Genomic DNA, 22476 nt, shown 5'->3' with positions numbered 1-22476 from the left:
CGTGTCTTCAATCTTTGTTTTCCACTTAAAACAAAATCAATAAAGGCTGTTGTTTTTATCTAGAAACATTGATTTTTAAGCATTTCTGTGTATTGACAGATTATTATCAAGGTAATATACTTCCAATGCTTTCATAAATTGTATACACGCAATTAAATAACGTTGCGTACGCAACATACAAAATGAAGGTGAAAGTTTATCATCATAGTATCAGAAGAAAAGACACAGTGCGGTGGGACTGCAGAGTGCTGATTCTGATGCTTTATGGATAAGACAATGTTTATATTGGAGGAAAAGACATGAGAGAGGAATGGAGAGGCTTTAATGCCGGACATTGGACAAGCGACGTAAATGTACGTTCATTCATCCAGAATAACTACACACCATACGACGGTGATGCCAGCTTCCTGCAGGGACCTACAGACGCTACCAAGGAGCTCTGGGATGAGGTTCAGGGATTACAGAAAGAAGAGCGAGCTAAGGGCGGAGTTCTTGATATGGAGACAAAGATCGTTTCCGGTATCACAGCTTACGATGCAGCTTATATCACAGCCGATTCAAAGGATAAGGAAAAGGTTGTTGGTCTTCAGACTGATAAGCCTCTTAAGAGAGCATTCATGCCTTACGGCGGAATCAAGATGGCAGAGCAGGCTTGTACAACATACGGCTACACACCTGATCCACTTCTTCACAAGATCTTCACAGAGTATCATAAGACACACAATCAGGGTGTATTTGATGCTTACACTCCGGAGATGAAGAAGGTTCGTCACGCTCACATCCTTACAGGTCTTCCTGATACATATGGCCGTGGACGTATCGTAGGCGATTACAGAAGAATCGCTCTTTATGGTATCGATTTCCTCATCGAAGAGAAGAAGAAAGATTTCGATAACTGTGGCGACGGTACAATGACTGATGACATCGTACGTAAGAGAGAAGAGATCGCTGATCAGATGAGAGCTCTCCGTCAGATGAAGGAGATGGCTGCATCTTACGGCTTCGATATTTCAGCTCCTGCAAAGAATGCAAGAGAGGCTGTTCAGTGGCTCTACTTCGGTTACCTTTCTGCTATCAAGACACAGAACGGTGCTGCAATGTCAGTAGGTCGTGTTTCTACATTCCTTGATATCTATATCAACAGAGATATCGCTGAGGGAACTCTTACTGAGGCTGAGGCTCAGGAGCTTATCGATCACTTCGTAATGAAGCTTCGTATGGTTAAGTTCGCAAGAATCCCTTCATATAACCAGCTCTTCTCAGGCGACCCTGTATGGGCTACACTTGAGGTAGCAGGTATGGGTCAGGATGGACGTTCAATGGTAACAAAGAACGACTATCGTTTCCTTCACACTCTTGAGAACATGGGACCTGCACCGGAGCCAAACCTTACAGTTCTTTACACAAAGAGACTTCCTGAGAACTTCAAGAAGTACGCTGCAAAGATCTCTGTTACAACTTCATCAATCCAGTATGAGAACGATGACGTTATGAGACCTGTATGGGGCGATGATTATTCAATCTGCTGCTGCGTATCTGCAACACAGACAGGTAAGGAGATGCAGTTCTTCGGAGCTCGTGCAAACCTCGCAAAGTGTCTTCTTTACGCTATCAACGGCGGTGTTGATGAGAAGTTAAAGGAGCAGATCGGACCTGAGTACAAGCCTATCACATCAGAGTACCTTGATTATGATGAGGTTTGCCACAAGTACGATCAGATGATGGACTGGCTCGCAGGCGTTTACGTAAACGTACTTAACCTTATCCAGTACATGCACGACAAGTACTTCTATGAGGCTGCTGAGATGGCTCTTATCGATACTGACGTACGTCGTACATTTGCTACAGGTATCGCTGGTTTCTCACACGTAGTAGATTCACTTTCCGCTATCAAGTATGCAAAGGTTAAGACTATCCGTGATGAGGATGGTCTCGTAGTTGATTACGAGGTTGAGGGTGACTTCCCTAAGTATGGTAATGATGACGACCGTGCTGATGAGATCGCTGTTGATCTTCTCAAGACATTCCTTAACAAGATCAAGAAGCACCACACATACAGAGATTCAGAGCCTACAACATCTATCCTTACTATTACATCAAACGTAGTATACGGTAAGGCTACAGGTGCTATGCCTGACGGACGTAAGGCAGGTGCTCCACTTTCACCTGGAGCAAACCCAAGCTACGGTGCTGAGACATCAGGTCTTCTTGCATCTCTTAACTCTGTAGCAAAGCTTCCATATGAGTATGCACTTGACGGTATTTCAAATACTCAGACCATCAACCCTGCAGCTCTCGGACACACAGAGGATGAGCAGTCTACAACTCTTGTAAGAGTTATGGACGGTTACTTCTCAAAGGGCGCTCACCACGTTAACGTTAACGTTTTCGGCGTTGAGAAGCTTAAGGATGCTATGGAGCACCCTGAGAAGCCTGAGTACGCTAACTTCACAATCCGTGTATCAGGATATGCAGTTAAGTTCATCGATCTTACAAGAGAGCAGCAGCTTGATGTAATTTCAAGAACTGAGCACAAGGCACTCTGATAAACAGGAAGGTCAGATCTAAATGATACATACTCTTTCCGGTGCGTGACCCATATCTTTTGTATCATTATCTGTTCCATGAAAATAAGCCGCCGCTTTCGTACGAGAGTGACGGCTTATTTTATTCAATAATATGTATATACCGGCCAGGAAGGCTTAGGGACAGACTCATTTCTTTGAAATGAGCTTATATTTCAGGAGGTAATATTATGGCTGAAGCAATTAAAGGTGCTATACACAGCATTGAAACATTTGGATCTGTAGACGGTCCCGGTGTCAGATATATCGTATTTCTGAAGGGCTGCAATATGCGCTGTCGTTACTGCCATAACCCGGATACATGGGATTTTCACAGCGAAGATATGCGTACTGCTGATGAGATTCTTCAGAATGCTGTACGATATCGGGAATACTGGGGAGAGGATGGAGGAATAACTGTAAGCGGCGGGGATCCGCTTATTCAGATAGATTTTGTCATTGATCTTTTCGAGAAGGCAAAGGCAATGGGCATAAGTACATGTCTCGATACCTCAGCACAGCCCTTCACCAGAGAGGAGCCTTTCTTCAGTAAGTTCAATCGTCTCATCAAGGTAACTGACACTGTGCTCTTTGATATCAAGGAGATCGACGATGAAAAGCACAAAAAGCTTACAGGACAGACCAATAAGAACATCCTTGACTGCTGCAAGTATCTGAGCGATCAGGGTGTTGATATGTGGATACGTCATGTGCTGGTTCCCGGACTAACTGATTCAGATGAAGAGCTCATCGAAACCAGGAAGTTCATCGATACACTGAAGACTGTTAAAAAGGTAGAGATACTTCCATACCACAGCCTCGGTGCATTTAAATACGAGAAGCTAGGAATCAAATATACCTTGAGTGATGTTAATGCTCCTGCTCAGGAGGCTGTGAAGTATGCTGAGGAGCTCTTAGGAATCAGATGATCAGTTTCTTATCATAAAATATTTCCCGATGTGTTAAAATAGCATTAGATTTGGTTTTTCCATTAATACATTTCGCAGGATGGGCGGAGGAACGGAGATAGTTATGGTATTTGAAGATAAGATTTGGACCGGCCTTGATATGGATACTGATGAAAAGGTCTGCATATTGCCAAATATGGCCAACAGACATGGACTCATTGCTGGTGCGACAGGAACCGGAAAGACTGTTACATTAAAGGTACTTGCCGAATCGTTCAGCGATATGGGAGTGCCTGTATTTCTCTCTGATGTTAAGGGTGATCTGGCAGGAATGATAAGTCCCGGAGCTGACAGTGAGGATATGAAGAAGCGTATAGAGAGCTTCGGTCTATCTGATGCCGGTTTTTCATACAGGCCCTTCCCGACACAGTTCTGGGATATAGACGGTAAAAAGGGTATGCCACTCAGGACCACAGTGACTGAATTCGGTCCTACACTCCTTTCACGAGTACTTGGTCTCACAGATCTTCAGGCGAATATCCTCACCATCATTTTCAGAATCGCAGATGAGGAGGATCAGCTTCTCCTTGATACCAAGGATCTACGTGCCATGGTGCAGTATGTGGCTCAGAATAATAAGGAATACAGTGCGGAATACGGAAACATGACCACAGCTTCACTCAATGCCATACTTCGTTCTGTAGTGGCACTTGAAACTGCCGGTGGAGACCGTTTCTTCGGAGAACCAGCCATAGATATTCACGACTTCTTCAGAACCGATAACGCAGGTAAGGGAATGATCAACATACTCGATGCAGAGACCACCATACAGAATCCGGTGATCTATTCGACCTTCATGCTTTATATGCTTTCAGAACTCTTTGAGCAGATGCCTGAGGTGGGAGATCTCAGTAAGCCGAAGATGGTGTTCTTCTTTGATGAAGCGCATCTTTTGTTCAATGGTGCGCCGAAGGCTCTTATAGATAAGATAGAGCAGGTTGTTAAGCTCATACGTTCAAAGGGTATAGGAGTATACTTTATTACGCAAAATCCGGGTGATGTGCCTGACGGAGTTCTGGCGCAGCTCGGAAATAAGGTGCAGCATGCTCTTCATGCGTATACTCCAGCGGAGGAAAAGAAGATAAAGTCAGCTGCTTCATCCTTCAGAGTGAATAAGAACTTTGATACTGCGGAGGTTCTCCAGAATCTCGGTACAGGAGAGGCTCTCATTTCATTCCTTGATTCCGATGGAAAGCCTGAGATGGTAAGAAGATGCAGGGTACTTCCTCCACAGTCAAAGAAGGGATCGATAGATGATACATCGAGACTTGCTGCTATGGTCGCTTCGGAGCTTTCCGGCAAATACAATGAAACCGTTGACAGAGATTCTGCCTATGAATTCTTCAAGCGACTGACAGATGAAGCAACAGCAGAGGCTGCAAGAATAGCGGCAGAGAAGCAGGCTGAAAAGGAGGCTCTCGAGAAAGCGAAGGCCGAGGAGAAGGCATCCAGGAGCACAAGAAATGCGGTAAAATCAGTCGGACGTTCAACTGCCGGTACTCTCGGAAGAGAGGCAGGAGGAGCTATAGGTAAAACCTTCCTTGGAAGCTTCGGAAAACGTATCGGCGGAAACATTGGCGCGGCATTGGGAAGAGGCATACTTGACACTCTGTTTAATAAATAATCGTGGGAAGTGAGCTTTGTATAGACTAATTGGGGATACGTCATGCGGAGTTGCCTTCACGAATTTGGGCGATGTTTTTGAAAAATCTTAATTCTGATATGAACAGAAAAGACCTTTGTCATGGGACAGTTTCCCATGACAAAGGTCTTGTTTTTGAAAAAAGTATGAAAAAGAGGTGTTTAGTGGACGGGTGAACCGTTTTACATCGAAAAAACCTTCAGGTAAAGATACTGAAGGCGGTCATGATAAGCATAAAAACTGTTACGATGATGACCGGAATAGTGGTGAACCAAAGATAGTACATTCTTCCAAGATCAGGTTCGGCCCTGAATGAGGTCTCGATCTTTTTGAAATTAAGTATGAAAGAGAGGATCGTAGTGAGGATGCTTCCGTAAAACAGAAGTATCAGGACATAGTATGAAAGAGTATCCTCCGGGTTTAGTGAACTCATTACAAATGCCATAGTATTGTTGCAGGAATGGACGAGAATCGAGTATCTGAGACCATAGTTCTCTCTGATCCATCCAAACAGAATGCCTATAACAACAGCGGTAAAGAACTGTATTAGGTTGCAGTGGAGAAGCCCGAAAAGAAATGCAGTTATGGTTATGGCGAAAATCTTTCCGTATCTCCTGAGTTTTCCATATATTATCCCTCTGAAAAAGGTCTCTTCAACTATAGGTGCACCTGCCACTGAATAAGCTATGCCAAAGAATCCTACGATATCTGCGCCTGTGGCGTTTTCTCTTGCAGTTTTCATATCAAAACCCTGGCTGTAAATGATATCAAGAATAGGCTGAGTTGCTATGGAAACCAGATACTGTATACCGTTCATAATGAGGATCAGCCACAGAAGAGTGAGCAGATTGAACCTCATATGCTTCATTTCAGCGTGGCGCTCAAAGCCCATGAGCAAAAATCCGGCAAGCAGTGACAGAAATGCGGATACCGTCAGAGAAAAAAATTCGTTCCTGTATAAATCCGAACCATATGAAATAAGTATGTTTGCCGTTGCCTGAAAAACGATTTCAAACAATAGTGTGACTATGGCAATTATGGCAAATATTCTTTTGATAGATTTAGTCATTAAATCAAAAACTCCTATATATATTGGATGATAATGCTTCAGCCGCCTACACTATCACGAAGGAAGCTGAGTATGTTCTCTTCCTGCGAAATTGTGTTGCTTATGCAGAGCATCATTTTAACAAAAGATCTATATGTTGTGTTATACTTTTGTCTGTTTGCGTAAAGTAAATTTGCGCTGAAATTGTATTATACATCATTTGATAAAGGTTATTCTATGAAAAAGTGGTTTCTATATAATAAAAAAGCCGACTTTAAGGCTATAGCGGATAAATATCATATCGATCAGGTCACTGCAAGGATACTTCGTAACAGAGAGATAAACTCGGAAAAACAGATAGAACAGTTCCTGCATGGTTCACTGGAGGAGGATCTGCACTCACCGCTTTATCTTCCAGATGCCATAAAGTGCATGAATCAGCTTAATCGTGCCATAAAAGAAAAAAAGCATATACGTGTGGTAGGAGACTATGATGTGGACGGTGTGTGTGCCACATATATCCTTGTTAAGGGGCTTAGACGACTCGGAGCAGTGGTTGATTATGTACTTCCAGATCGTATCAAGGACGGATACGGGATAAACATTGGCATCATAGACAAAGCAAAGGAAGATGGAGTTCAGGTGATACTCACCTGTGATAACGGTATAGCAGCAATAGAGGAGCTGAAGCATGCAAGAGATCTGGGAATAACTGTACTCGTTACCGACCATCATGATGTCCGTCAGAATCAGGATGAGGATTTCGGATGTGAGTCAAGGGATATCCTTCCACCAGCCAGTGCCGTTGTTGATCCTAAGAGAGAGGACAACAGGTATCCGTTTCCGGAGATATGCGGTGCGGTTGTTGCATGGAAGATAATCATTATGATGTATCAGAATCATACCATCCCCGAGGAAGAGTTCTATGATTTCCTTGAGTTTGCTGCCATTGCTACTATCTGTGATGTTATGGAGCTTAAGGATGAGAACAGGACTATAGTAAAGTTCGGTCTTCAGCAGATAAAGCAGACAAAGAATCAGGGGCTTAGAGCTCTTTTGGAGTTGCAGGATCTGTTGACTCAGGATCATGTGAGTGCCTACCATATCGGCTATATCATAGGGCCCTGTATCAATGCCGGTGGAAGGCTCAGAAGCGCTGAGATAGCGCTTGATCTGTTCCTTACCGATGACAGAGAAGAGGCCATCATGAAGGCTGCAAGGCTGAAGGAGCTTAACGATTCCAGAAAGACCATGACCATATCGGCTACAAATCAGGCTATAGAGATGGTCCAGAGGCACCATATGAATGACAGGGTGCTGGTGGTATATCTTCCAGAGCTTCATGAGAGTCTGGCGGGGATAGTGGCAGGAAGATTAAGGGAACGTTTTTACAGGCCATCCTTCGTCATAACCCGTTGCGAGGGAGATGAAGACGGAGAATGTCTTGCAAAGGGCTCAGGCAGAAGCATTGACGGTTATTCCATGTCGGAACATCTTCAGGAGGTCGATGAACTGCTCGTAAAGTGGGGAGGCCATCCAATGGCAGCCGGGTTCACTCTTATGGAGAAAAACATTGACATGTTCAGGGCAGAGCTTAACAGGAGATGTGAACTCTCCGGGGAGCAGCTGGTGGACAAGCTATGGATAGATGTGCCTATGCCGATTGATTATATTTCGCATAACCTGATTCATGATTTTGAAAAGCTTGAGCCTTTCGGAAAAGGAAATGAAAAACCAAGCTTTGCGACGAAAAACCTCGGAATTACTGAGTGCAGAGTGCTCGGTAAGAACAGAAATGTGGTTAAGATGAAGCTTCTGTCTGATGGAGGCTGCCTCATGGACGGGTTAATTTTTACCAATGGAGACGATTTTTTAAGGCAAAAGGGAGCTGCTTCAAGGATAGATATTGTTTACTATCCTCAGATTAATGAATATAATGGGATTCAAAGTCTTCAGATTGTGATTGATGATTACCAGCTGAAGCCTTAAATTTTGTCTTAATTGGAGGTAACTATGATCAAGGAAGTGATGAACTATATCGCTCAGGCAGATCCTGAGGTAGGACAATTAGTCATCAAAGAGTATGAACGTCAGCAGAACAACATCGAGCTTATTGCATCAGAGAATATTTTATCAGATGTATCGATGCTCACCATGGGAACTGTGCTTACAAACAAGTATGCTGAAGGTTATCCGGGAAAGCGTTATTACGGTGGATGCGTTCATGTGGACGATATCGAGACTATCGCCATAGAGCGTGCAAAGAAGCTCTTCAATTGTGAGTATGCAAATGTTCAGCCACATTCCGGTGCTCAGGCAAATATGGCTGTTACCATGGCTATTTGTAAGCCTGGCGATACTATCCTCGGAATGTCACTTGATGCCGGCGGACACCTTACTCATGGTTCACCTGCCAATTTCTCCGGAAGCTTTTTTAACGTCGTTCCTTACGGTGTTAATGCTGAAGGATATATAGATTACGACGAAGTAGAGGCTCTGGCAGTTGAGCACAAGCCAAAGATGATCATCGCAGGTGCTTCTGCTTATCCGAGAACCATTGATTTCAAGAGATTCCGTGAGATCGCTGATAAGGTTGATGCGGTTCTCTGGGTGGATATGGCTCATATCGCAGGTCTTGTTGCAGCAGGACTTCATCCATCACCTATTCCTTATGCACATGTCGTTACCACAACCACTCATAAGACTCTGCGTGGTCCGAGAGGAGGTCTCATACTTTCCAGTGAGGAGATCGCAAAGAAATACAATTTCAACAAGGCAGTGTTCCCGGGATGTCAGGGTGGTCCTCTCGAGCATGTTGTTGCAGCCAAGGCTGTCTGCTTCGGCGAGGCACTGAAGCCGGAATTCAAGGAATATCAGACTCAGCTTGTTAAGAACTGTAAGGCTCTTGCTGACGCTATGATCAAGCAGGGCTTCAAGCTTGTTTCAGGTGGTACAGACAATCACCTCATGCTTGTGGATCTTACCAATATTCCCGAGCTTACAGGTAAGACTCTTCAGAACAATTGTGATGAGGTTCACATTACCTTGAATCGTAATGCTATTCCTAACGATCCTCGTTCTCCGTTCGTCACATCCGGTGTCCGCATCGGTACTGCGGCTGTAACCACTCGTGGTTTCAAGGAGGAGGATATGCTTCCTATCGCGGAGTGCATCTGGAAGGCAGCTACTGATTTCGAAAATTCAAAGGATGAGATCAATGCCAAGGTAGCTGAGCTTGTGAAGAAGTATCCGATTTACGAGGGCTGAAACATACAGAATTCGACTTTTGTAGCAGCAGTCCACGGTATTTAAAGAACATGTAATGAAAAAAGTCCATCAGTGAAAAACACAGAATGTGTTTAAGCACTGATGGACTTTTTGAATGTAATGTAAAAACAAGTTTTTATTGAGTCTTTAGTTTGTTCTGCGCCACAGTGAGCATCAGCTTGATACGGTTAAGCTGATTTACCTCGGAAGCACCTGCATCATAGTCCACAGCGATGATGTTTGCCTCAGGATTGTGACGTTTCAGCTCCTTGATGACACCCTTGCCTACGATGTGGTTTGGAAGGCATCCGAAAGGCTGTGTGCAGACGATGTTGTAAACACCCTCATCCATAAGCTCCAGCATCTCACCTGTGAGGAACCAGCCCTCGCCGGTCTGATTGCCGATAGAAACATATTCCTTGGCCATCTTTGCAAGCTCTCTGATCTCTCCGGGAGGAGTGAAACGACTGGACTTGGCAAATTCCTTACGGGCCGTCTTTCTGAAATACTCTAAAAGGTTGATGACACAGTTGCAGAGTGCCTTACCCTTCCAGCGTGCTCCCAGATTCTCGTACTTGAAGTTCTGGTTGTAGAAGCAGTAGAGCAGGAAGTCCATGAGATCGGGAACGACAGCCTCGGCTCCTTCCTTTTCCAGAAGCTCAACTATGTGGTTGTTGGCGAGAGGCGAGAACTTTACAAGTATCTCACCTACGATTCCGACCTTAGGCTTGACCAGCCCTTCCTTGATAGGAAGTGTATCGAAATCCCTGATGATTCCGCGTACATTCCTTGAGAACTGGTTCATGGATGTGGTCTTTCTGGAAAGTGACTTAACACATACCTTGAGCCACTTCTGATGAAGCTCCTCGGCGGAACCGGGAACAAGCTCATAAGGTCTTGTGGCATACAGAGCACGCATAAAAACATCACCGTAAACTATTGCCTGCATAGCTCTGGTAAGCAGCGGAAGTGTCAGCTTAAAGCCCGGTGTAGACTCCATGCCGTTAGCATTGAGCGAAATAACAGGAATCTGAGACATACCTGCATGCTCAAGGGCACGACGTATGAATCCGATATAGTTTGAAGCACGGCATCCGCCTCCTGTCTGAGACATGATGATCGCTGTATGGTCCAGGTCGTATTTACCGGAATTAAGGGCATCCATGATCTGACCGACAACGATTATGGATGGATAGCAGGCATCGTTGTTAACGTACTTTAGACCGGTGTCTATGGCATTACGATTTGCATTGTTAAGTACCACCAGGTTGTAGCCGGAAGCTCTGATGGCAGGCTCAAGCATATCAAAATGTATCGGAGACATCTGAGGGCAGAGAATGGTGTAACGCTCATTCTTCATATCCTTTGTGAAAAGACGTCTCTCGTAACTTGCAGGACGCATGGTGCGAACATAATGCTTTTCATCACGTACACGGATGGCAGCGATAAGTGAACGTACACGGATACGCGCTGCACCGAGATTGTTCACCTCATCGATCTTGAGCACAGTATAGATCTTGTCGGATCCGGTGAGAATGTCTCTGACCTGATCTATGGTGACTGCATCGAGACCGCAGCCGAAGGAGTTCAGCTGTATGAGATCAAGATCGTCTCTTGTCTTTACATACTCGGCGGCGCGGTAAAGTCTCGTGTGATACATCCACTGATCTGTTACTATGATAGGTCTCTCCACCTGTCCGAGATGTGAGATCGAATCCTCTGTAAGGATTGCGAAGTCATAGCTGGTGATAAGCTCAGGTATACCGTGGTTGATCTCAGGATCTGCATGATAAGGACGTCCGGCGAGTACTATACCTCTGTGCCCGGTTTCCTTCATCCATCTGAGAGTTTCCTCTCCCTTTCTCTGCATATCCAGATGAGCCTGAGTGAGCTCTTTCCATGCTTCATGAGCGGCTGAACGTATTTCTTCTTCGGTAAAGTTCCATTTCTTAAACTGTTCAGCGATTTTCTGAGCAGTGAGCTCACCGACAGGACGGATGGAATGCTCTCCATCCTCAGGGTGTGCAAATATCTTTACCAGCTGATCTGTGCAGATCTTCTCATTGGTAAAAGCCAGAAACGGCTTCATGAACATAATGGAGTTATCCTCGAGACCTTCCACGTTGTTCTTTATGTTTTCAGCGTAGGATGTGACCATAGGACAGTTATAATGATTACCTGCATCAGGTGTTTCATTACGTTCATATGGTATGCATGGGTAGAAGATAAACTTCTGACCGTTTCTTATGAGCCATTCAACATGACCATGAGCGATCTTTGCAGGGTAACATTCTGACTCGGACGGAATGGTTTCTATTCCGAGCTCGTAGATCTTTCTTGTACTTGCAGGAGAGAGGACTGTTCTGAACTTAAGCTCACGGAAGAAGGTTGCCCAGAAAGGATAGTTCTCATACATGTTGAGGACTCTTGGGATACCTACTTCGCCACGCTCTGCGATATCCTGAGGGAGTGGCTCGTAGTCGAACATTCTCTGAAGTTTATATGCAAAAAGGTTAGGAATGTCTCTCTTTAGCTTTGTCTTGCCGAGACCGCGCTCGCAGCGGTTTCCGGAAATAAAGTTTCTTCCGGCACCGAACTGGTTTATGGTCAGTACGCAATGATTGTTGCAGCCCTGACAACGGGTCATCTTGGTGGTGTACTTAAGGTTAATGATGTCGTCGATAGGAAGCATGGTGGTCTGAACGCGACCATAAGCGGTACGTGGGACCTTGACCTCCTCTGTAGGCTTCATGTTCTTCAGCTTCTCGTTGGCAAGATGATATCTTTCTCTGGCGATTAGAGCTGCGCCAAAGGCACCCATTATGCCGGCGATGTCCGGACGTACAACATGTGCGCCGAGAAGATTTTCGAAGGCACGAAGAACTGCATCGTTGTAGAAGGTTCCGCCCTGTACCACGATGTGTTTTCCGAGCTCTTTCGCATCTGTTACCTTTATTACCTTGAAAAGAGCATTCTTGATAACGGAATATGCAAGTCCTGCGGAAATATCCGAAACAGTGGCACCTTCCTTCTGAGCCTGCTTAACATTGGAATTCATGAAAACAGTGCATCGTGAGCCGAGATCGGTAGGATTTTCGGCGTAAAGTGCTTCTTTGGCGAAATCAATAACTGAAAAATCCAGTGATTTTGCAAAGGTTTCGAGGAAGGAACCGCATCCGCTGGAGCAGGCCTCATTGAGCTGTACAGAATCAACAGTACCGTCCTTTATGCGTATGCACTTCATGTCCTGACCTCCGATGTCGAGAATACAATCGACATCAGGGTCGAAGAAGGAAGCGGCATAGTAATGGGAGATGGTCTCGACCTCTCCCTCATCAAGCTGGAATGCTGATTTTAGAAGCGCTTCTCCGTAACCTGTTGAACAGGCATAGGCTATACGTGCATCCTCGGGAAGAAGAGACTTTATCTCTTTCATGGATTCTATGGATGTCGCTATAGGAGAACCGTTGTTGTTCTTATAGAACTTGTAAAGGAGCTCTCCATTCTCGGATACGAGAGCCAGCTTTGTAGTGGTGGAACCGGCATCTATACCGAGATAGACATTGCCATGATAATTAGACAGATTTCCTGTCTTTACCTTAGCCTGGTCGTGACGTTCAGTGAATTCTCTGTACTGAGTCTCATTCTCAAAGAGAGGAGCCATACGCTTAAGCTCTGCATCCATCTTGATCCCGTTACGGAGCAGATCGATGAGAGTACCTATAGCTGCAGTTTTTGCATCTTCAGGACAGTTAAGGCAGGAACCTATAGCTGCAAAGAGATGGCTGTTTTCGGGCTCGATGATCTCCGGTCCCTGAAGATTAAGGGTACGGATAAATGCCTTACGTAATTCCGGCATAAAATGAAGAGGACCACCGAGAAATGCTACGTGTCCCCTGATAGGCTTGCCCTGGGCAAGTCCTGATATAGTCTGATTTACAACGGCCTGAAAAATGGATGCGGCAAGATCCTCCCTTGCGGCACCTTCATTTATCAGGGGCTGAATGTCTGTTTTTGCAAATACTCCGCAACGGGCCGCTATCGGATAGATCATCTGATAGTCCTTAGCAAGTATGTTAAGCCCGGCTGCGTCAGTATGAAGAAGAGAGGCCATCTGATCGATGAAGGAACCTGTGCCTCCGGCACAGATACCGTTCATACGCTGATCTATACCGCCTTTAAAATATATGATCTTGGCATCTTCTCCTCCGAGTTCGATGGCAACATCAGTGTCAGGACGATAATCTTTAAGAGCTGTGGCTACGGCTACAACCTCCTGACAGAAGAAAGCGTCCATGTGCTTACTGATGGTCAGTCCTCCGGAGCCTGTGATGACAACGGAAAGGCTGATCTCGCCGAGTCTGTCATTCGCTTCTTCAAGAATATCCGCAAGAGTTCCCTGTATATCTGCATGGTGTCTGCGGTAATCTGAGAACATAAGATTCTTTTCGGAATTCAGAATAGCGATCTTGACAGTAGTCGAACCTATATCAATTCCAAGTCTGTATTGCTGCATAAATAAATAACCCCATTTTATATAAGTTACTATCCGACAAAAAGAATTATTTTCTCCCTAAAATCTGCCGAATAGTTATACGATGATGCAAGTGTCACGATGCGAATTAAGGACACATGCATAAGAATCTTTCCTATATTAATAGTGTGTGAACCAAAATGTAATCTTAACATTTAGTTAGATTGCGTTCAACCGTAATAATGTAAAACTTTTGTGAACACAGGGTGAACTGTATACATTTTAAAATTATGAAAAAAGGGTGAAATGTATTTTTTTAAGCACATTTCGCCTTGAAAAAGAAATTCTCAGATTATATACTTTATGAAAATTTTTGGGATGTACTTTTACATTCTGTTAAAATAAGGAGATTAGATTTGACATTATTTCAAAAGCTTGAACGGAAATTCGGACGGTATGCCATACCGGATCTTATGAAGTATATCTGCGTTATATATGTGGTGGGCTTCCTCATCCAGATGTTTAATCCATTACTTTATTATTACTACCTGGATCTGGATCCTGAAGCTATACTGCACGGGCATATCTGGCGTATCGTGACCTTTCTTTTTTATCCTCCGTCCACAAGTATGATATGGATGGTGGTGGCTGTGTTTGTCTACTACAGTCTCGGTATGACTCTGGAGCAGTTATGGGGTACCTTTAAGTACAATTTCTTTTTCTTTTCAGGTGCCATAATGCTGGTTTTGTCAGCACTTCTCATATATATCGTCACAGGAGTATCGCTTCAGCTTTATCCGACATATATGACATTCAGCATATTCCTTGCATATGCGCTTACTTTTCCGGATGCGACATTTATGCTTTACTTCATCATCCCGATAAAAGCGCGCTGGCTTGCGATAGCCGAGGTCGTTCTCTATATTTTCATATTCCTGGGAACACCTGATCTCGGAACCAGAGTTGCTATCGCCCTTTCACTTTTAAATGTGGCATTGTTCTTCTACCTTTCAAATCAGAAACCTAAGAAGCGCAATGTTTTCCATATTAATGATTTCAGATAATAGTAATTGAACACAAGATAACAAGTTTTAGGAGGCTAATTAATGAGAAAAACTAAGATCGTATGTACACTCGGACCCAATGAGAATGATTATACAATTTTGAGAAAGCTTGCTGATAATATGGATGTTGCCCGTTTCAACTTCTCTCACGGAAGTCATAAGGAGCATCTCGAAAGACTTGCACTTCTTAAGGAAGCGCGTAAGGACAGCGGACGTGAGATCGCAGCACTTCTCGATACAAAGGGCCCTGAGATCCGTACAGGTGAGCTTGAGGATCATAAGAAGGTTACTCTTGAGGCTGGTAACGAGATTATCCTTACAACAGTAGAGTGCGTGGGAACAAAGGATAAGGTTTACATAAACTACGACGGTCTTAACGAAGATGTTTCAGAGGGAAGTGTTATCCTCATTGATGACGGTCTTATCGGACTTAAGGTTAAGAGCGTAGACGGTACGGATATTCATTGTGAAGTCACAAACGGCGGTGAGCTCGGAGAAAAGAAGGGTGTAAATGTTCCTAATGTAAGCATTCGCCTTCCCGGTCTTACAGAAAAGGATATCGAGGACATCAAGTTCGGTATCGAGGTGGGCTTTGATTTCGTAGCAGCTTCCTTCGTTCGTAATGCTGAGACTATCCGCGAGATCCGTGAGATCATCGACAATGCAGGTTCAACCATGAAGATCATCGCAAAGATCGAGTCTCAGGAGGGACTTGATAACCTTGATGCTATCATTGAGGCTGCTGACGGTATCATGGTAGCCCGTGGTGATCTCGGCGTTGAGGTTGAGGCAAAGCGCCTTCCTCAGCTTCAGAAGGAGATGATCAACAAGGCAAACTACGCAGGAAAGCTTGTAATCACAGCAACTCAGATGCTTGATTCCATGATTCGTAACCCTCGTCCTACAAGAGCCGAGGTTACAGACGTTGCCAACGCTGTATATAACGGAACAGATGCGGTTATGCTTTCAGGAGAGACAGCTGCGGGCAAGTATCCTGTAGAGGCTCTCGAGATGATGGCTTCCATTGTTGAGTACACAGAGCAGTTCCTTGATTACAATATGTACAAGGAACGCAGAGTTGACAGCAACACCTATGCCAATATCTCAAACGCAGTTTGTGCCGCTTCCGTAACAACTGCTTCAGAGCTTCAGGCAAAGGCACTTATCGTTCCTTCACTCACGGGCTCAACAGCGAGACTTATCTCAAAGTATCGTCCTGCAACACCTATCTATTCCATGTCTCCAAGTCAGGCAACAGTCAGACAGATGATGCTTCTATGGGGTGTAACTCCGATCTGGGCGAGAAGATCAGATACAACTGACGAGCTTTTCGAGAATTCAATGGATGAGCTTCGTAACCGCGGAATCGTTGAGAAGGGCGACCTTTGTGTAATCACAGCCGGAATCCTTTCAAGACTTACACGTAATCAGCCTGTTACTGCAACAAATATCATGCGAGTAATGGGAGCATAAACAAAAAATTATTTCTCAAATTCATCAAGATGGTATATCATGTAAAGATGAAATTCATTGCACACAATGAGAGTGCGGTGTATCATCATTGAGTGACGCGTGAAGGCGTTCACAATTTTCAGATGATATATCATCATGATGAGGATAAAGACCTCACAAATATATATTTGTGGGGTTTTATTTTTAAAGTTTTTGAGGAGGAAAACAATGAAAACACCATATGCAACACTTGAGCAGGTTAAGAAAATAAACGAGACCTACGACACTCCTTTTTATCTTTATGACGAGAAAGGCATAAGAGAAAATGCCAGAAAAGTTCATAAGGCTTTCGGATGGAATAAGGGATTTAAAGAGTATTTTGCCGTAAAGGCATGCCCGAATCCCACGATCCTCAAGATACTCAGAGAAGAGGGCTGTGGAACAGACTGCAGTTCACTTACAGAGCTTCAGATGTCTGATGCATGTGGATTTTCAGGTCATGAGATTATGTTCTCCTCCAACGAAACACCACTCAGTGAATATAAGTTCTGTGAGAAGATTGGTGGCATAATCAATCTCGATGATTTTACAAATATAGAGGAGCTGGAAGAGACTCTAGGTTATCTGCCTGAGACTCTGTCACTCCGTTATAATCCGGGCGGATATTTCACCATCGCCAACACAATCATGGATAATCCACAGGATGCAAAGTACGGTCTTACCACAGATCAGATCATCGAGGGATACCGTATCCTTAAGGAAAAGGGAGTAAAGCATTTTGGTATGCATTCTTTCCTCGCATCCAACACAGTTACAAATGACTATTATCCTACACTTGCCAGACAGCTTTTCGAGCTTGCGGTAAGAATCAAGGAAGAGACCGGAGTTTCTCTGGACTTCATAAATCTTTCAGGAGGAGTAGGTATCCCTTATAAGCCTGATCAGACAGGAAATGATATAGAGGAGATCGGCGCAGGTGTACACCGTGAATTTGATGAGATCCTCGTTCCTAACGGACTCGGAAACATAAGTATCTATACAGAGATGGGACGTTTTATGACAGGTCCTTTCGGAGCACTTATCACAAAGGTGATCCATTTCAAGCATACTTATAAGGAGTATGCAGGAGTAGATGCATGTGCAGTTAACCTCATGAGACCTGCCATGTATGGTGCATATCACCATATCACAGTTCTGGGAAAGGAAGATGCGGCCTGTGACAAGACCTATGATGTAGTAGGTTCGCTCTGTGAGAATAACGATAAGTTCGCAATCGATCGTGAGCTTCCGGAGCTTCAGAAGGGGGATTATCTCTTCATCCATGATGCCGGAGCTCATGGATTTTCCATGGGTTATAACTACAACGGAAAGCTCTGGTCCAGTGAACTTCTCCTCAGGGAAGACGGCTCAGTGAAGCTTATCCGCCGTGCACAGACTCCGGCAGATTACTTCGCTACACTTGATATAGACGACACTATGAAGAAGTATCTCTGATATAGAAGAAGCACCTGAAATCATTTTGGATTTCAGGTGCTTCTTTTTTTGCGACAAGGCCGTCATGCGGGCGCAGGGCTGGCTCGAGAGGACATAGGACGGCCAACGCGGAATCGAGTAGGGTACTTTTCTCTACTCGATTGTATGTAAGAAAGAATGTGTTAGCAGTGAAATCTGCCATTCTGTAGTATGACAGAGGACTTCAAGACCTGTGTAAATGGGTCAAAACTCGTATGCGGAGGTCTTGAAGTCGTTATGGAATATTGTTATAATAATCAACCGTGTAAATTTATTTTTAGAGGTATTAAAAATGGCATTAAAGAAGAAACCTGTCACAGGAATGAAGGACATTCTCCCTCGTGAAATGGAACTCAGACAGTATGTTCTCAGCGAGATCAGAAAGACTTATCGTGAGTTTGGTTTTACAGAGATCGAGACTCCGGTAGTTGAGCATATCGAGAACCTCCTCAGCAAGCAGGGCGGCGATAATGAGAAGCTTATATTCAAGGTTATGAAGCGCGGTGACAAGCTGGAATCTGCATATCAGAACGGCAGCCTCGATGACCTCAGTGATTCAGGACTGAGATATGACCTCACTTTACCTTTAAGCCGTTTTTATTCCCAGAATCAGGCACAGCTTCCGAGTCCTTTCAAGGCACTTCAGATCGGACCTGTATTCAGAGCAGACCGTCCTCAGAAGGGACGTTTCAGAGAGTTCGTGCAGTGTGATATAGATATCTTTGGCGATGGTTCCAATGTTTCCGAGATAGAGCTTATCCTCGCCATCTCTACACTGCTTAACCGTATAGGTTTCGGTGAGAAGTACAACTTCAAGATCGTTATCAATGATCGTGAGATCCTTCGTGGTATGCAGGCATACGCAGGCTTCCCTGAGGAGGATTTCGAGAAGGTATGTATCAGTCTCGATAAGGCAGACAAGATCGGAAACGAGGGTGTAAAGGAAGAGCTCCTTTCACTTGGATACGAGGAAGCCGTTATCGATAAGTATCAGGAGCTTCTTGCAGGTATCGGTACAAAGTCTCAGGATATACGCTCATTGGGAGAGAAGCTTAAGGAAGTTCTTCCTGAGAGAGTCACAGGTAATCTTGCAGAGATCGTAGAGGCTGTTGCAAAGGTTGACAGTGTTAAGGTCAATGTAGAGTTCGACCCTACACTTGTACGCGGTATGGGCTACTACACAGGTCCTATTTTCGAGATCCGTGCAGAGGGCTTCAGCGGCTCTGTAGGCGGCGGCGGAAGATACGATAAGATGGTAGGAAAGTTCACAGGTCAGGATACTCCTGCAGTCGGTTTCTCCATCGGTTTTGAGCGTATCATCACCATCATGCTTGATGCTGACGAGAAGGTTCCGGGTGAAGGAAAGAAGATAGCATTCCTTCTTGATAAGAATCTTGATGCAGAGAAGACTTCGAAGGCTCTCAATGAGGCTATGTCACTCCGTCTCAAGGGTGAGACTGTTCTTGTTTCCCGTATGAACAAAAACAAGAAGTTCCAGAAGGAGCAGCTCACAGAGGAAGGTTACACAGAGTTCAGGGAGTTCTATCAGGACGCATTGAATTAATTCAGATACAGATAACAACAAAATCTTATGAGGGAGCTATATATACACAGCATATAGCATATGCTGTGTGGGCTTTATCCCTTGTATCATCATATACTAAGGCTTTCTTTTATTCGAAAGCCAATGAATATTAAGAGGTATTTCTTATGGCAGAGTCAATGAAAGGTCTGCACAGAACATGCAGATGTACAGAACTTGATGAATCATTTATCGGAAAAGAAGTGACCATGATGGGCTGGGTTCAGAAGTCCAGAAACAAGGGTGGTCTTATCTTCACAGATCTTCGTGATCGTTCCGGCGTTTTACAGATAATTTTTGAAGAGGCTGATTGCGGAAGCGATGTATTCGAGAAGGCTGCAAAGCTTCGTTCAGAGTTCGTTATCGCAGTTACCGGTATCGTTCGTTCCCGTGGAAAGGACGCCAACAAGGAGATGAAGACAGGTTCCATCGAGATCTCAGCAAGATCGCTTCGTATCCTTGCCGAGTCTGAGACTCCACCATTCCCGATCGAGGACGGTATCGCCACAAATGAGAACGTTCGTCTCAAGTACAGATATCTGGATCTCCGCCGTCCTGAGCTTGCACAGCGCATCATGACAAGAGCAAAGCTTGCTTTCCTCATCCGTAAGTTCATGATGGATAACGGTTTCCTCGAGATCGAGACACCTACTCTTATCAAGTCAACACCTGAGGGAGCTAGAGATTTCCTCGTACCTTCACGTATGCACCACGGCTCTTTCTATGCGTTGCCACAGTCACCTCAGCTTCTCAAGCAGCTTCTCATGGTATCCGGTTTCGACCGTTACTTCCAGCTTGCAAGATGCTATCGTGACGAGGACCTCCGTGCTGACCGTCAGCCTGAGTTCACACAGGTGGATATGGAGCTTTCTTTTGTAGATGTTGATGATGTTATCGAAGTAAACGAGAGACTCCTTAAGTATATTTTCAAGGAGATCTGTAATGTAGATATCGAGCTTCCTATCCGCCGTATGAAGTGGATAGATGCCATGAACAACTACGGTTCAGATAAGCCTGATATGCGTTTTGACATGCTTCTTCAGGATGTGACCGAGGTTGTTAAGGACTGCGGTTTCTCAGTATTTGCAAACTGTGCGAAGGATGGCGGAGTTATCAAGGGTCTCAATGTCAAGGGACAGGCCAAGATGCCTCGTAAGCAGATCGATAAGTACACAGAGTTCGTTAAGGGTTATGGGTCAAAGGGCCTTGCTTATCTCGCTATCAATGAGGATGGCACATACAAGTCATCATTTGCAAAGTTCATGACAGAAGAGGAGCTTAAGGCTCTCGTTTCGGCTATGGGCGGACAGGCCGGCGACCTCCTTATGTTCGTATCCGATACAAAGAAGACAACTGTATGGAATTCCCTCGGTGCACTTCGTCTCGAGCTTGGTTCAGATCTCGACCTCATCGACCGTACAGCATGGAAGTTCCTCTGGGTTACAGAGTTCCCTATGTTCGAGTGGTCAGAGGAGCTTGGCAGATTCCAGGCTATGCACCATCCGTTCACTATGCCTATGGATGAGGATCTTCCTCTTGTTGACACAGATCAGGGTGCAGTACGTGCCAAGGCTTATGACATCGTTCTTAATGGTACTGAGCTGGGCGGCGGTTCTGTTCGTATTCACCAGGCTGATGTTCAGGAGAAGATGCTTGAGAAGCTTGGCTTCACACCTGAGAAGGCGTCGGAGCAGTTTGGATTCCTTATGCAGGCATTCAAGTATGGTGTACCGCCTCACGCAGGTCTTGCATACGGTCTCGACCGTCTCGCCATGTGGATGGTTGGATCCGATACTATCCGTGATGTTATCGCCTTCCCTAAGGTTAAGGATGGTTCAGATCCTATGATGGAGGCACCTGCACCTGTATTCGATGAGCAGCAGCTCGTTGATCTCGGAATTGCAGTAGTACCTGATGAAGAGCCTACCGGCGAGGAGAACTAAGGTATTTCATATCCTTATGATGCCAATGTTTCCGGATTTAGATCATCACGATTCTGTTATTCATTGTGAATTTTATCTGAATTTTGTCACCGAGACTTGCATAGTATGCAGGTCTCGGTTTATTCTATCTAGTGACTAATACTCGAGAGAGAGGTACTTACGTGACAAAAGAACAATTCCTCCATGATCTTACCGTACAGCTGAAGCTTATGGTTTCCGATCAGTTGATTTTTGACCAGCTTGCTTACTATGACAACTATATAAGCGGTGAAGTTCAGAAGGGCAGAAGCGAAGCTGAAGTAGTGGCAGAACTTGGTTCTCCCAGACTTCTGGCAAAGACCATTATCGATACTGCTGAAGCTGCAGGTGATCCTGTTGCCAATCAGGACGAAGAGATCAGAGGAACTATAGACACAGAACCTTTTACAGATGCATTTGACTATGAGCGTTCCCACGCGTACGGAACGGATCAGAACAGAGCATATGAAACAAAGACAGATTCGGAAACTCCGGATCAGAATTATGAAAATGAAAGTCGTCATGAACAGGAAAGCTTTTCGGAAGACGGAGTCAGAAATGATAACGGGCATTCCGCTTTCAACAGCTTTTTTGGCGATAATAGTTCTCGCACGCAGGATGGCAAAAGGAATTATGGGCATGTCTTCACCACAAGTGGCTGGGGATGTCTCATATTTATGATCATCTTCTTCCTAATTCTTGAATTACTTGTAAACATTATAGGCGGCATACTTTATTTCATCGCTCCTTATCTCGGACCGATGATGATAGCAGGAGTCATCGCCTGGGTGTTATATCGTTTTATGAGTTAGTGACGGATACGGGTCTGAAGTGCCGAGGATATTTCCGGGACTTCAGATCCGTTTTTTTTGCAAAAGGCTTTCGAGCGGACATCGTGCCTGCACGAATGTACATTTGAAAGTCGTAGATACAATTTTTATG

Annotated in this window: 13 protein-coding genes; 11 read left to right on the top strand and 2 right to left on the bottom strand. The window is 44.7% G+C overall.

Going from position 1 to position 22476, the window contains the following annotated elements; all coding sequences use genetic code 11:
* The first annotated feature begins 299 nt into the window (after positions 1–299).
* The 3 genes from pflB to BXO88_RS03265 all read left to right on the top strand — a co-directional run bounded on the left by pflB (position 300) and on the right by BXO88_RS03265 (position 5156).
* Entirely contained in the window at positions 300–2546 is a 2247-nt protein-coding gene (pflB, locus tag BXO88_RS03275) for a formate C-acetyltransferase (RefSeq protein ID WP_078036342.1), read from the top strand.
* A 209-nt stretch (positions 2547–2755) separates the two neighbouring features.
* Positions 2756–3493: a pyruvate formate-lyase-activating protein gene (gene pflA, locus BXO88_RS03270; RefSeq protein ID WP_078036341.1), complete on the top strand. Its 738-nt coding sequence runs from the start codon at positions 2756–2758 to the stop codon at positions 3491–3493.
* A gap of 103 nt (positions 3494–3596) precedes the next feature.
* Positions 3597–5156, top strand: a complete 1560-nt coding sequence (locus BXO88_RS03265) for a helicase HerA-like domain-containing protein (RefSeq protein WP_078036340.1) — start codon at positions 3597–3599, stop codon at positions 5154–5156.
* 217 nt (positions 5157–5373) lie between these two features.
* Here BXO88_RS03265 and BXO88_RS03260 read toward each other — a convergent pair whose 3' ends face one another.
* On the bottom strand, positions 5374–6243 hold the full coding sequence (locus BXO88_RS03260) for a CPBP family intramembrane glutamic endopeptidase (RefSeq protein ID WP_078036339.1): 870 nt from the start codon (positions 6241–6243) through the stop codon (positions 5374–5376).
* A gap of 216 nt (positions 6244–6459) precedes the next feature.
* On the opposite strand from BXO88_RS03260, the gene recJ reads away from it, so the two are divergent.
* Positions 6460–8211 carry a single-stranded-DNA-specific exonuclease RecJ gene (recJ, locus tag BXO88_RS03255; protein WP_078036338.1) on the top strand — a complete coding sequence of 584 codons (1752 nt, stop codon included), beginning with the start codon at positions 6460–6462 and terminating at the stop codon, positions 8209–8211.
* A gap of 24 nt (positions 8212–8235) precedes the next feature.
* Complete coding sequence (glyA, locus tag BXO88_RS03250; RefSeq protein WP_078036337.1) at positions 8236–9489, top strand: serine hydroxymethyltransferase; 1254 nt, start codon at positions 8236–8238, stop codon at positions 9487–9489.
* 136 nt (positions 9490–9625) lie between these two features.
* Here glyA and BXO88_RS03245 read toward each other — a convergent pair whose 3' ends face one another.
* Positions 9626–14005 (bottom strand): 2-hydroxyacyl-CoA dehydratase, encoded by a 4380-nt coding sequence (locus tag BXO88_RS03245; protein WP_078036336.1) that lies wholly within the window; start codon positions 14003–14005, stop codon positions 9626–9628.
* Positions 14006–14379: 374 nt separating this feature from the next.
* Here BXO88_RS03245 and BXO88_RS03240 point away from each other — a divergent pair, with 374 nt between their 5' ends.
* The 6 genes from BXO88_RS03240 to BXO88_RS03215 all read left to right on the top strand — a co-directional run bounded on the left by BXO88_RS03240 (position 14380) and on the right by BXO88_RS03215 (position 22346).
* The gene (locus BXO88_RS03240; RefSeq protein ID WP_078036335.1) at positions 14380–15027 is read left to right on the top strand and encodes a hypothetical protein; all 648 of its coding nucleotides are present in this window, start codon (positions 14380–14382) and stop codon (positions 15025–15027) included.
* Positions 15028–15069: 42 nt separating this feature from the next.
* Positions 15070–16500, top strand: coding sequence for a pyruvate kinase (pyk, locus tag BXO88_RS03235; protein WP_078036334.1), 1431 nt, complete (start codon positions 15070–15072; stop codon positions 16498–16500).
* Positions 16501–16707: 207 nt separating this feature from the next.
* The gene (locus BXO88_RS03230; RefSeq protein ID WP_078036333.1) at positions 16708–17973 is read left to right on the top strand and encodes a diaminopimelate decarboxylase; all 1266 of its coding nucleotides are present in this window, start codon (positions 16708–16710) and stop codon (positions 17971–17973) included.
* A 310-nt stretch (positions 17974–18283) separates the two neighbouring features.
* Positions 18284–19555, top strand: a complete 1272-nt coding sequence (gene hisS / locus BXO88_RS03225) for a histidine--tRNA ligase (protein WP_078036332.1) — start codon at positions 18284–18286, stop codon at positions 19553–19555.
* 146 nt (positions 19556–19701) lie between these two features.
* Positions 19702–21516, top strand: coding sequence for an aspartate--tRNA ligase (aspS, locus tag BXO88_RS03220; RefSeq protein ID WP_078036331.1), 1815 nt, complete (start codon positions 19702–19704; stop codon positions 21514–21516).
* Between the two features lie 161 nt (positions 21517–21677).
* Positions 21678–22346 carry an HAAS signaling domain-containing protein gene (locus tag BXO88_RS03215; protein WP_078036330.1) on the top strand — a complete coding sequence of 223 codons (669 nt, stop codon included), beginning with the start codon at positions 21678–21680 and terminating at the stop codon, positions 22344–22346.
* Positions 22347–22476: the final 130 nt, after the last annotated feature.

The organism is Oribacterium sp. C9 (assembly GCF_002007235.1).
Lineage (GTDB): Bacteria > Bacillota > Clostridia > Lachnospirales > Lachnospiraceae > Oribacterium.
This window is presented reverse-complemented; position numbering and strand designations above follow the sequence as displayed.